Annotated in this window: 8 protein-coding genes; 3 read left to right on the forward strand and 5 right to left on the reverse strand. The window is 61.8% G+C overall.

Annotated elements, in window-relative coordinates:
- The first annotated feature begins 89 nt into the window (after positions 1-89).
- Both treS and glgB read left to right on the forward strand, forming a co-directional pair.
- Complete coding sequence (gene treS, locus BLT00_RS00710; RefSeq protein WP_063322047.1) at positions 90-3,434, forward strand: maltose alpha-D-glucosyltransferase; 3,345 nt, start codon at positions 90-92, stop codon at positions 3,432-3,434.
- Positions 3,435-3,445: 11 nt separating this feature from the next.
- Entirely contained in the window at positions 3,446-5,680 is a 2,235-nt protein-coding gene (glgB, locus tag BLT00_RS00715; protein ID WP_072348887.1) for a 1,4-alpha-glucan branching protein GlgB, read from the forward strand.
- 196 nt (positions 5,681-5,876) lie between these two features.
- Here glgB and gudD read toward each other — a convergent pair whose 3' ends face one another.
- Together gudD and BLT00_RS00725 are read right to left on the reverse strand one after the other, a co-directional pair.
- Positions 5,877-7,220: a glucarate dehydratase gene (gene gudD, locus BLT00_RS00720; RefSeq protein ID WP_092145518.1), complete on the reverse strand. Its 1,344-nt coding sequence runs from the start codon at positions 7,218-7,220 to the stop codon at positions 5,877-5,879.
- A gap of 19 nt (positions 7,221-7,239) precedes the next feature.
- Positions 7,240-8,589 (reverse strand): MFS transporter, encoded by a 1,350-nt coding sequence (locus BLT00_RS00725; RefSeq protein WP_092145713.1) that lies wholly within the window; start codon positions 8,587-8,589, stop codon positions 7,240-7,242.
- A 337-nt stretch (positions 8,590-8,926) separates the two neighbouring features.
- Here BLT00_RS00725 and BLT00_RS00730 point away from each other — a divergent pair, with 337 nt between their 5' ends.
- Complete coding sequence (locus BLT00_RS00730) at positions 8,927-9,637, forward strand: FadR/GntR family transcriptional regulator (protein WP_063322044.1); 711 nt, start codon at positions 8,927-8,929, stop codon at positions 9,635-9,637.
- Positions 9,638-10,432: 795 nt separating this feature from the next.
- Here the strand turns inward: BLT00_RS00730 and BLT00_RS00735 are convergent.
- The 3 genes from BLT00_RS00735 to BLT00_RS00745 are packed head-to-tail and all read right to left on the reverse strand — an operon-like array spanning position 10,433 to position 13,025.
- Positions 10,433-11,614 carry an acetyl-CoA C-acetyltransferase gene (locus BLT00_RS00735; RefSeq protein ID WP_092145523.1) on the reverse strand — a complete coding sequence of 394 codons (1,182 nt, stop codon included), beginning with the start codon at positions 11,612-11,614 and terminating at the stop codon, positions 10,433-10,435.
- Positions 11,615-11,625: 11 nt separating this feature from the next.
- The gene (locus BLT00_RS00740; RefSeq protein ID WP_003180355.1) at positions 11,626-12,291 is read right to left on the reverse strand and encodes a CoA transferase subunit B; all 666 of its coding nucleotides are present in this window, start codon (positions 12,289-12,291) and stop codon (positions 11,626-11,628) included.
- 35 nt (positions 12,292-12,326) lie between these two features.
- Positions 12,327-13,025 carry a CoA transferase subunit A gene (locus BLT00_RS00745; protein ID WP_063322042.1) on the reverse strand — a complete coding sequence of 233 codons (699 nt, stop codon included), beginning with the start codon at positions 13,023-13,025 and terminating at the stop codon, positions 12,327-12,329.
- Positions 13,026-13,147: the final 122 nt, after the last annotated feature.

A 13,147-nucleotide genomic window follows, 5' to 3' on the forward strand; every position in this document is an offset into this window, starting at 1 on the left:
CACACAACAGCTTCCTGCAACAGCGCCCTTGCCACATAGACCTCACAAGCTTGCTCCAGCGGCTTTATTGAATTCATCAGGAGTTGCAAATGGCGAAGAAACCCCGGTCTGCCACCTTCATCAAAGATCCGCTCTGGTACAAGGATGCGGTGATTTACCAGGTCCACGTAAAATCCTATTTCGACTCCAATAACGACGGGATCGGTGACTTTCCCGGCCTGATCGAAAAGCTCGATTACATCGCCGACCTGGGTGTCAACACCATCTGGCTGCTGCCGTTCTATCCTTCGCCCAGGCGCGACGACGGCTACGACATTGCCGAATACCGTGGCGTCAGCGCCGACTACGGCACTATGGCCGATGCGCGGCGGTTCATTGCCGAAGCCCATAAGCGCAACCTGCGGGTAATCACCGAGCTGGTCATCAACCACACCTCGGACCAGCACCCCTGGTTCCAGCGTGCGCGCAAGGCCAAGCCGGGTTCGAAGGCGCGGGACTTCTACGTTTGGTCCGATGACGACCACAAATACGACGGCACGCGAATCATTTTCCTCGACACCGAGAAGTCCAACTGGACCTGGGACCCGGTGGCGGGCCAGTATTTCTGGCACCGCTTCTATTCCCACCAGCCCGACCTCAACTTCGATAACCCGCAGGTCATCAAGGCCGTGTTGTCGGTGATGCGCTACTGGCTGGACATGGGCATCGACGGCCTGCGCCTGGACGCCATCCCGTACTTGATCGAGCGCGACGGCACCAACAACGAAAACCTGCCCGAGACCCATGACGTCCTGAAGTTGATCCGCGCCGAGATCGACGCCAACTACCCCGACCGCATGTTGCTGGCCGAAGCCAACCAGTGGCCGGAAGACACCCAGTTGTACTTTGGCGATGTCGACGCCCAGGGGATGAACGGTGACGAATGCCACATGGCTTTCCACTTCCCGCTGATGCCGCGCATGTACATGGCGCTGGCCCAGGAAGATCGCTTCCCTATCACCGATATCCTGCGCCAGACCCCGGAGATCCCCGCCAATTGCCAGTGGGCGATTTTCCTGCGCAACCACGATGAGTTGACTCTGGAGATGGTCACCGACAAGGAGCGTGACTACCTGTGGAACTACTACGCCGCCGACCGTCGGGCGCGTATCAACCTGGGCATTCGTCGGCGCCTGGCGCCGTTGGTGGAGCGCGACCGTCGTCGCGTCGAGTTGCTCAACAGCCTGCTGCTGTCGATGCCCGGCACGCCGACGCTGTACTACGGCGATGAAATCGGCATGGGCGACAACATCTACTTGGGCGACCGTGATGGCGTGCGTACACCGATGCAGTGGTCCATCGACCGCAATGGCGGTTTCTCCCGCGCCGACCCGGCCAGCCTGGTGCTGCCACCGATCATGGATCCGCAGTACGGCTACCAGTCGGTCAACGTCGAGACCCAGGCGGGCGATCCGCACTCGCTGCTCAACTGGACACGGCGGATGCTGGCGGTGCGCAAGCAGTCCAAGGCCTTCGGCCGTGGCACGTTGAAGATGCTCTCGCCGAGCAACCGCCGGATCCTGGCCTATACCCGCGAATACACCGGGCCTGACGGCAAGCACGAAATCATCCTCTGTGTGGCCAACGTGTCCCGCAGCGCCCAGGCTGCTGAACTGGATCTGTCGACCTACGCCGGCATGGTCCCGGTGGAGATGCTCGGCGGCAACGCCTTCCCACCCATCGGCCAACTGAATTTCCTGCTGACCCTGGCGCCGTACGGCTTCTATTGGTTCGCCCTGGCAACAGAGAACCAGATGCCGAGCTGGCACGTGGAACCGGCCCAGAGCCTGCCGGACTTCACCACCCTGGTGCTGAAAAAACGCCTGGAAGAATTGCTCGAAGCGCCATCGCGCACCACGCTGGAGCAAACCATCCTGCCGAGCTGGCTGCAGAACCGGCGCTGGTTCGCCGGCAAGGACAGTGCGATCGAGAAGGTCGAGATTGTCTATGGCGTGCGCTTTGGTGACCCGCAGCACCCGGTGCTGCTCAGCGAAATCGATGTCACCAGTGGCGGTCAGACCCTGCGTTATCAGCTGCCGTTCGGCCTGCTCGCCGAAGACCAGGTCGGTGCGGCGTTGCCGCAGCAACTGGCGTTGTCGCGGGTGCGTCGGGTGCGTCAGGTGGGCCTGATCACCGATGCATTCAGCCTGGAAAGCTTCGTGCGAGCCGTGCTGCACAGCATGCAGGCCGCCACGGTGCTGCCGTTTGCCGAAGGTGAGTTGCGCTTCGAACCCACCGAAGGCCTGGCCGCGCTGAACCTGGGAGACGAACCAGAGGTACGTTACTTGTCCGCCGAGCAGTCCAACAGTTCGGTGGTGGTGGGCAGCAGCCTCGTGCTCAAGCTGATTCGCAAGGTCGCCTCGGGTGTGCACCCGGAACTGGAAATGAGCGCCTACCTGACTGCTGCCGGTTTCGGCAATATTTCACCGTTGCTGGGTTCGGTGGTTCGCCGCGACGCCCAGGGTGAAGATGCGCTGCTGATGATCGCCCAGGGCTACTTGAGCAATCAGGGCGACGCCTGGGAATGGACCCAGAACAACCTCGAACGCGCCCTGCGCGATGAGCTGGCGGACGCGGTGTCCGAGCAGGAGCAGCATTACAACGCCCTGGGCGAACTGAAGGATTTCGCCGGCATGCTCGGCCAGCGCCTGGGGGAAATGCACCAGGTATTGGCCCAGGCTACCGACGATCCGGACTTCGCGCCGCAGGCCACCAACGCCAAGCAAGCCCAGGCCATCGGCAAGGACGTGGCTGCCCAAGTGGAAAACGCCTTGCGCCTGCTCAAGCAGAACCAAGGCCAATTGAACCCGGCGGACCAGGCCATGGTCGCACGTTTGCTGGAGCACAAGAAAACCGTCCTGGCCCATGTCCAGGCACTGGCTGGCAAGGCTGAAGGAGGCTTGCGCATTCGCGTCCATGGCGACCTGCACCTGGGGCAGGTATTGGTGATCAAGGGCGACGCCTACCTGATCGACTTCGAAGGTGAGCCGGCGCGACCATTGCATGAACGACGGGGCAAGCACAGCCCTTATAAGGACGTCAGCGGCGTGTTGCGTTCCTTCGATTATGCCGCGGCCATGGCGATTCACTTGCACACCGTCGACAGTACGGCTGATGCCGATGCGGCGCGGCAACGGGTCGCTGATCGTTATCTGAAAGAGGCTCGCCAGGCATTTGTCGAGGCATATCGGCTGGCGGCAGCTAGTCTTGCCCATGAGTGGAAGGATGCTGAAGGCGAAGACGCCGCACTGGCGTTGTTCGGCCTGGAGAAGGCGGCCTATGAAGTGGCCTATGAAGCCGAGAATCGCCCCACCTGGCTGCCCGTGCCGTTGCACGGTCTGGTCGGGTTATTGAGTGGGCTGCAACCCTTTTCCGACGTAGCCGGACCGATTTAGTGGAGAGAATCATGAGTGTCTCGAACAAAGAACCACAGGGGCAGGCCAAAGAGTCGTTGCTGCCGGCGCCCCATGACATCGACGCGCTGGTGCGCGCCGAACACCACGACCCGTTTTCCATCCTGGGACCTCATGGCGACGGCGCCGGCGGCCAATTCATTCGCGCGTATCTGCCCGGTGCCCTGAGCGTGCATGTGCTGGCCCGCGATGGCGGCGAAGAGCTGGGGGAACTGCAACCCACCGCAACCCCGGGGCTGTTCGTCGGCCATTTCGACCGTGCCCAGGCGTACTTGCTGCGCACCCGTTGGGCCGGTGGCGAGCAAGTTGCCGAAGACCCCTATAGCTTCGGTCCGTTGTTGGGGGAGATGGACCTTTACCTGTTTGGCGAGGGCAATCACCGCGACCTCAGTTCCTGCCTCGGTGCGCAACTGACCACCGTCGATGGCATCGACGGCGTGCGGTTCGCTGTCTGGGCGCCGAATGCCCGGCGCGTTTCGGTGGTCGGGGATTTCAACGTCTGGGACGGGCGTCGGCATCCGATGCGCATCCGTTATCCGTCCGGCGTATGGGAGATATTCATCCCGAGGCTGGGTGCCGGTGAGGGTTACAAGTATGAAATCCTCGGTGCCCACGGCATCTTGCCACTCAAGGCCGACCCAGTGGCCCTGGCCACCCAGATGCCGCCAGACACGGCGTCGAAAGTTGCCTCCCCCCTGAAGATCGAGTGGCAGGACGACGAGTGGATGCAGCACCGTCGCGAGCGGCAGCTCCCGGGTGCGCCGCTGTCGATCTACGAATTGCACGCCGGCTCCTGGCAGTGCGAAATCGACGAGGCGGGGGAGGTGGCCCGGCAATACAACTGGCATGAAATGGCCGAGCGGCTGATCCCATATGTCAAGGACCTGGGCTTCACCCATATCGAGCTGATGCCGATCATGGAGCACCCATTCGGCGGCTCCTGGGGCTATCAGCCGCTGTCGCAATTCGCGCCAACGGCACGCTTTGGTTCGCCGGACGATTTCGCGGCATTCGTCAACGCCTGCCACCAGGCCAGTATCGGGGTCATCCTCGACTGGGTGCCGGCGCATTTTCCCACCGACACCCACGGCCTGGCCCAGTTCGACGGCACCGCGCTGTACGAATACGGCAACCCGCTGGAAGGCTTCCACCAGGATTGGGACACGCTGATCTACAACCTGGGTCGCACTGAAGTGCACGGCTTCATGCTGGCGTCGGCGCTGCACTGGCTCAAGCATTTCCACGTCGATGGCCTGCGAGTGGATGCCGTGGCCTCGATGTTGTACCGCGACTATTCGCGCAAGGCCGGCGAGTGGGTGCCTAATCGCCATGGCGGACGGGAAAACCTGGAAGCCATCGATTTTTTGCGGCACCTCAACGACGTGGTGGCCTTGGAAACCCCCGGTGCGCTGGTCATTGCCGAAGAATCCACGGCTTGGCCGGGCGTCAGCCAGAGCACCCAGCAGGGCGGCCTGGGCTTCGCCTACAAGTGGAACATGGGCTGGATGCACGATTCGTTGCACTACATCCAGCAAGACCCGGTGTACCGCGCCCATCACCATAACGAACTGAGCTTCGGCCTGGTGTATGCCTGGTCCGAGCGCTTCGTCCTGCCGATTTCCCATGACGAAGTGGTTCATGGCAAACGCTCGCTGATCGACAAGATGCCCGGTGACCGCTGGCAGAAATTCGCCAACCTGAGGGCCTACCTCAGCTTCATGTGGGGCCATCCCGGCAAGAAGCTGTTGTTCATGGGGTGTGAGTTCGGCCAATGGCGCGAGTGGAACCACGACCAGCAATTGGACTGGTACCTGCTGCAATACCCTGAGCACCGTGGCGTGCAGAAACTGGTGAGCGATCTGAACCGTCTGTATCGCGAAGAACCGGCGCTGCATGACCAGGATGATGCGCCCCAGGGTTTCCAGTGGTTGATTGGTGACGATGCGCTCAACAGCGTCTACGCTTGGCTGCGCTGGAGCAAGGAGGGCCGGCCGGTGCTGGTGGTCGCCAACTTCACGCCGGTGCCGCGCGAGGCCTATCGGGTCGGCGTACCGTTCGCCGGGCGCTGGGTCGAATTACTCAACAGCGATGCCGACACCTACGCCGGTTCCAACTATGGCAATGGCGGTGGTGCCTCCACCGAAGAAGTGCCCAGCCATGGCCAGGCCCTGTCGTTGGAACTCAACTTGCCGCCGTTGGCGGTGTTGATCCTGCGGCCGGAGGGTTAGATTTCACAAAAGCCTGAAGGTAAATGATGACTGTGGCGAGGGAGCTTGCTCCCGCTGGGCTGCGCAGCAGGCCCCTTCGGGCGGTTGCTGCGCAACCGAGCGGGAGCAAGCTCCCTCGCCACAAGAGTTTGCGGTGGTCATAAAATCCAAGACCACCCCATTGGATGTGCCCACCTGAAGGAGTTTTATGATTCCTTCAGCGCACCAGGCACGGCCGCTTGTTGTTGAACGTCCAGCCTGGAATCAGGTATTGCATCGCCACCGCATCGTCCCGCGCCCCCAGGCCCATGCCTTTGTACAACTCATGGGCCTTGGCCAACTGATCCGTGTCCAGCTCAATCCCCAGCCCTGGCTTTTTCGGCACCTGCACGCAGCCACCCTGGATCTGCAACGGTGCCTTGGTCAGGCGCTGGCCGTCCTGCCAGATCCAGTGCGTGTCGATCGCCGTGATCTCGCCCGGTGCCGCAGCGGCCACGTGGGTGAACATCGCCAGGGAAATGTCGAAGTGGTTGTTGGAGTGCGAGCCCCAGGTCAGGCCCCATTCATTGCACATCTGCGCCACCCGTACCGAACCCTGCATGGTCCAGAAGTGTGGGTCGGCCAGGGGAATGTCCACCGATTGCAAGGTGATGGCGTGGCCCATCTCGCGCCAGTCGGTGGCAATCATGTTGGTGGCGGTCTTGAGGCCTGTGGCGCGACGGAATTCGGCCATGACCTCACGACCGGAATAGCCGTTCTCGGCGCCGCAAGGGTCTTCGGCATAGGCCAGCACCTTGTGCTGGTCGCGGCACAGGCGAATGGCCTCTTTCAGTGACCAGGCACCGTTCGGGTCCAGGGTGATGCGGGCCTGGGGAAAACGCTCGGCCAATGCGCTGACCGCTTCGATCTCCGCGTCGCCTTGGAGCACGCCGCCCTTGAGCTTGAAGTCCTGGAAGCCGTAGCGCGAATGGGCCGCTTCGGCCAGGCGCACCACGGCGTCGGCGTCCAGGGCTTTTTCGTGGCGTACACGGAACCAGTCGTTGTCGGCGTCCGGCTCGCTGCGGTAAGGCAGGTCGGTCTGTTGGCGATCGCCCACATAAAACAGATAGCCGAGCATCTTCACTTCATCGCGTTGCTGGCCTTCGCCGAGCAGGGCGGCGACCGGTACGTCCAGGTGTTGGCCGAGCAGGTCCAACAGCGCCGCTTCCAGGCCGGTCACCGCGTGGATGGTGATGCGCAGGTCGAAGGTCTGCAGGCCACGGCCGCCGGCGTCGCGGTCGGCGAACGCCTGACGCACGGTATTGAGAATCTTCTGGTACGTACCGATGGGGCTGCCGACCACCAGCGAACGGGCGTCTTCAAGGGTCTGGCGAATGCGTTCGCCACCGGGCACTTCGCCCACGCCGGTGTGGCCGGCGTTGTCCTTGAGAATAACGATATTGCGGGTGAAAAACGGACCATGGGCGCCACTGAGGTTCAGCAGCATGCCGTCGTGACCGGCCACGGGGACGATCTGCATGCTGGTGATGATCGGGGCTTTGCTGGCTTCTGGGGTGGTCATGTGCGCTTATCCTTGATGATCAGGCGTGACTGGCGGCAGGAGGATTGGCCGGCGTCGTTGCAGATTTGGGTTTAGGCGTATTGCGTGCGGCGAACACAATGATCGCGGCGATGATCGAGGTGGCCGCCAGGCCATAGAGGCCGCCTTGGATAGACCCGGTGTGTTCTTCCAGCAGGCCGAAGGTGGTGGGGGCGACGAACCCGCCGAGGTTGCCCACGGAGTTGATCAGCGCAATCACCCCGGCGGCGATCCGGGCGTCCAGGTAGGCCTGGGGAATTGGCCAGAACAGCGACGACGCGGATTTGAAGCCCAGGGCCGCGAAGCAGATGGCGACGAAGGCGAAGATCGGCCCGCCGGTGGTGGACATGAACATCCCGGCTGCGGCTATCAGCAAGGCGGTTGCGACCCAGGCCTGCTGGAACTTCCATTTGGCCGACAGCGAGGCGAAGGCATACATGCCGACGATCGATAGCAACCACGGGATCGAGTTGAACATCCCGACCTGGATATCGCTGAGCTCGCCCATCTTCTTGATGATGCTGGGCAGCCAGAAGGTGGCGGCATAGATCGTCAGCTGGATGAAGAAGTAGATCAGGCAGAACAGGATGATCTGGCGGTCCTTGAGCAGTTGGCCGATGGACAGTTTGATCGGCGAAGCGGCTTCTCGTGCGCGTTGTTCATCGTCGATGGTCTTGACCAGCACGTCTTGTTCTTCACGGCTCAACCATTTGGCATCGTGGGGCTTGGAGTCCAGCCAGAACCAGACGAAGACGCACAGGCAGACGGAGAACATCCCTTCGATGAAGTACATCCACTGCCAGCCGTGCATGCCCAGGCCGTTGATTTGCAGGAGCAACCCCGACAGCGGGCCGGAGATCAGCGATGCGATGGCCGAGCCGCTGAGGAAGATGGCGATGGCTTTGCCGCGTTCAACCCCTGGCAACCAGCGGGTGAAGTAATAGATCACCCCAGGGAAGAAACCGGCCTCGGCCACGCCCAACAGGAAACGCAGGATGTAGAAGTGGGTTTCGTTCTGGATGAAGGCCATGGCCGCCGCCACCAGGCCCCAGGTGAGCATGATGCGAGTCAGCCAGATACGCGCGCCGATTCGTTGCAGCAGGATATTGGACGGGACTTCGAACAGCGCGTAGCCGATGAAGAACAGGCCGGCACCTAAGCCGTAGGCGGCGGCACCGATCCCCAGGTCGTGCTCCATATGGGCACGGACGAAGCCGATGTTCACACGGTCGATGTAGTTGACGATAAACATGATGACGAACAGCGGCAGGATGTGGCGCTTGACCTTGGCAATGGCCGACAGCAGCACCGGATCCGCTCCGGCATTCGCCTTGAGGCTGGATGTGTTCACTTGGTTTTTCTCCCACTCGTTATTTTTATGCGGGGCATCGTGCAGGTGCCGATGTTGATAGACATCATACAACTTGAATTTTTTCGATGACAAGGGGTTTTTGATGACAAATGGAAAGGAATGCTGGATTTTTTATGCCGTAATTGTTGGGTTATTCGGTGGGTTTTTGGGATTTATGATGCGAAGCGGCTGCGGGAAGTGATGGTTGTGCTGGGTCAGTTATGGATGGGATTTCGCTCTAACTTGAGTGTTGTCATACAAGTTAAGCGTTCACGATGATCATTTCCGGGCCCGCTGATGGTAGGATTGCTTAGCCTGTTTTCGAGGAACCCTGGCGATGCAAGACACTGAAGCCCCGCTGCGCAAGCGCACCCACAACCTGGCCCATGACTTGGTGGCGAAGCTCAGCCAGAGCATTCTGCTGGGGCAACTGAAACCGGGGGAGAAACTGCCATCGGAAGGGGCCATCGTGCAGGAGCATGGGGTCAGTCGTACGGTGGTGCGCGAGGCGATTTCCAAGCTGCAAGCCTCGGGACTGGTGGAGACCCGCCACGGCATCGGCACCTTTGTGCTGGAGCAGAGCGACGAGCCCGGGCTGCGCCTCAATGTCGACACCGCTGCCGGTGTGCGGGGCATCCTGGAGTTGCGCCTGGGCCTGGAAACCCAGGCGGCCGCCTTGGCGGCCCAGCGTCGTAGCGAGCGCCAGTTGCAGCAGATGCGCCAGGCGCTGGATGACTATCAGCGGTTGTTCAGCAACAACGACAGTTGCGTCGAAGCCGATCGGCGTTTTCATCTGCTTATCGCCGAGGCCACGGACAACACCTGTTTCGTCGAAATCATGCAGCACCTGGGCAGTGCGATGATCCCCAGGACCCGAGTGAACGTGGCCGAGCGCGGCCAGGCTGACCTGGGCAAGCTGGCACAACTGGCCAATCTCGAGCACGAAGCGATCTTCAATGCCATCAAGCGCCAAGACCCCGACGCCGCCCGAGCCGCCATGTGGCTGCACCTGACCAATAGCCGTGATCGGTTTGGTGCGCGGACCTGACAGTTCACCGTCGCCTGAGCCACCGCCATCGCGAGCAGGCTCGCTCCCACCTGTGGCCTGCACGAATCTGCCAATCGACACCGATCCCTTGTGGCGAGGGAGCTTGCTCCCGCTGGGCTGCGCAGCAGACCCAAGCCTTTGCCTGAGACACCGAGCCGTCAGGCTTCAGGGCCGCTTCGCGCCCCAGCGGGAGCAAGCTCCCTCGCCACGGGATGTGGCTGCACCTGACCAACAGCCGTGATCGGTTTGGTGCGCGGACCTGACAATTCGCCGTCGCCTGAGCCACCGCCATCGCGAGCAGGCTCGCTTCCACCGTGGAATGGTGGCCGGCACGAATCTGCCAATCGACACCGATCCCTCGCCACGGGATGTGGCTGCACCTGACCAACAGCCGTGATCGGTTTGGTGCGCGGACCTGACAAACAGTTTTCTGCTAAAAACAGTTCGGCAATCTGTCCTGGTTAGGCGAGCACCTACCTCTGTGGCGAGGGGATTTATCCCCGTTGGGCTGCGAAGCGGCCCCAAACCAAGCAACTCGGTGTGTCAGGAAGGTTGAGTTCACTGCTTTCGGGCCGCTCCACAGCCCAGCGGGGATAAATCCCCTCGCCACAATGGACCGCTCCGTCAGGTACACCGATGTTGACGACATGAAGGGCACCAGAGTCCGATCCGGCCAGTCATGCGCAAAACCAACAGGCAAAAAAAACCGGCGCAACCGAAGTTACGCCGGTGGTGTTGCCAGTGATTGCGCGGATGTTCGTGGGTCCGAGCAACCACCGTTGAACGCTTCGCCGGTCAGGCCCGTTCCAGTGCCAGGGCCACGCCCTGGCCGCCGCCGATGCACAGGGTGGCGAGGCCTTTCTTGGCGTCGCGCTTGATCATTTCATGCAGCAGCGACACCAGCACGCGGCAGCCCGACGCACCGATGGGGTGACCCAGGGCGATGGCGCCGCCGTTGACGTTGACCTTGTCCATGTCCCATTTCAGTTCCCGGGCTACCGCCAGCGATTGGGCGGCGAAGGCTTCGTTGGCTTCGATCAGGTCCAGTTGGTCCAACGACCAGCCGGCCTTGTCCAGGCAGCGACGGGTGGCCGAGACCGGGCCAATGCCCATGATGGCCGGGTCGACGCCGGCATTGGCGTAGGCACTGATTTTCGCCAGCACCGGCAGGCCCAGGGCCTTGGCTTTTTCGGCGCTCATCAGGATCACTGCGGCGGCGCCATCATTGAGCGAGGACGCATTGCCCGCAGTGACGCTGCCGTCCTTCTTGAAGGCCGGCTTGAGCTTGCCCAGGGATTCGGCGGTGGTGCCGGCGCGCGGTTGCTCGTCGGTGGCGAACGCCACGGGATCGCCCTTGCGCTGGGGGATCAGGATCGGTGTGATCTCATCGGCGAAGCGGCCGCCCTCGATGGCGGCGACGGCTTTCTGCTGGGACGCGGCGGCAAAGGCATCCTGTTCTTCACGGCTGATGCCGTACTTGTCCACCAGGTTCTCGGCGGTGATGCCCATGTGGTAATCGTTGAACGCATCCCACAGGCCATCGGTGATCATGCTGTCGATCATTTTCGCGTGGCCCATGCGCAGGCCGGTGCGGGCGGCCGGTAACACGTACGGGGCCAGGCTCATGTTCTCCATGCCACCGGCAATGATCACTTCGGCGTCGCCACAACGAATCGCCTGGGCGCCCAGGTGCAACGCCTTGAGTCCCGAGCCGCAGACCTTGTTCAGGGTCAACGCCGGCACCGCATGCGGCAGGCCAGCGAGGATCGACGCCTGGCGAGCCGGGTTTTGCCCGGAGCCCGCCGTCAGCACCTGGCCGAGGATCACTTCATCGACCTGCTCACCGGACAGGCCGGTTTGCTCCAGCAGGCGCCGAATCACCGCTGCACCGAGTTCCGGCGCGGGAATGGAAGCCAGCGAACCCTGGAAACTGCCGATGGCGGTACGGGTAGCGGCGACAATCACGACTTCTTGCATCGAATCTCTCCTCACTGGGCAGCGAACTGCATTTCAGGCACGTGGTCCGGCACGATCAATTTGCCGGCGGTCTTGGCGACGATTTCCTCGACGCTGACGCCTGGGGCACGTTCTTTCAAAATGAAGGCGCCATCCTGGATTTCCAGGTAGGCCAGGTCGGTCAGCACCCGCTTGATGCACCCGGCGCCGGTCAGTGGCAGGCTGCAACGCGGCAGCAGTTTCGACTCGCCGTCCTTGGACGCATGGGTCATGGTGACAATGATGTTCTCGGCGCCGGCCACCAGGTCCATCGCGCCACCCATGCCCTTGACCAGCTTGCCGGGGATCATCCACGAGGCAATGTTACCTTCGACATCCACCTCGAACGCACCCAGTACGGTCAGGTCGATGTGGCCGCCGCGGATCATGGCAAACGATTCGGCCGAGGAAAAGATCGACGCGCCAATGCGCGCGGTGACGGTTTGCTTGCCGGCGTTGATCATGTCGGCATCGACTTCGGCTTCGGTGGGAAATGCGCCCATGCCGAGCAAGCCGTTTTCCGATTGCAGCATGACTTCCATGCCTTCGGGAATGTAGTTGGCGACCAGGGTCGGAATGCCGATGCCCAGGTTCACGTAGTAGCCGTCCTGCATTTCGCGGGCGACGCGTTGAGCCATTTGTTCGCGGGAAAGTGCCATGGTGTTATTCCTTCATTCGGGCCGGGGGCAGGGGATCACTTGCGCACGGTGCGCTGTTCGATGCGTTTTTCGAACGTGCCGCAAATGACCCGGTCGACGTAGATGCCAGGGGTGTGGATCTGCGTCGGGTCCAGCTCGCCGGGCTCGACGATTTCTTCGACTTCCACCACCGTGATCTTGCCCGCCGTGGCGGCCAGCGGATTGAAGTTCTGCGCGGTGTGGCGATAGATGACATTGCCGAAATGGTCGGCCTTCCAGCCCTTGACGATGGCGAAGTCGCCGGTGATGGATTCTTCCATCAGGTACTGGCGGCCATGGAATTCACGCACTTCCTTGCCTTCGGCCACCGGCGTGCCGACGCCCGTGGCGGTGAAGAACGCCGGGATGCCGGCGCCGCCGGCGCGCATTTTTTCAGCGAGGGTGCCTTGTGGGGTGAGCACGACTTCGATTTCGCCGCTCAGCAGTTGCTGCTCGAAGAGGGCGTTTTCGCCCACGTAGGAGGCGACCACCTTGCGGATTTGCCGGTCTTCCAGCAGTACGCCGAGGCCGAAGCCGTCGACGCCGCAGTTGTTGGACACCACGGTGAGGTCGCGGATGCCCTTGCGCTTGATCTCGGCGATCAGGTTTTCCGGGATACCGCACAGGCCAAAGCCGCCGGCGATGACGGTCATGCCGTCTTTCAAGCCTTCCAACGCTTCTTCATAAGAACTCACGCGTTTGTCGAAACCTGCCATAGACACCTCTTTTATTCTTGATGGGGTCGCAATGGAGTGCAGTGTTGCGCTAAGTCATATATTTGTTAAGTTGATTTTTAGGTTGGATTGATTGATAAAACTCAACAGTCGCCGCCATCCAC

This window comes from Pseudomonas sp. NFACC51, assembly GCF_900103575.1.
In the GTDB taxonomy this organism is placed as follows: Bacteria; Pseudomonadota; Gammaproteobacteria; order Pseudomonadales; family Pseudomonadaceae; genus Aquipseudomonas; species Aquipseudomonas fluorescens_Q.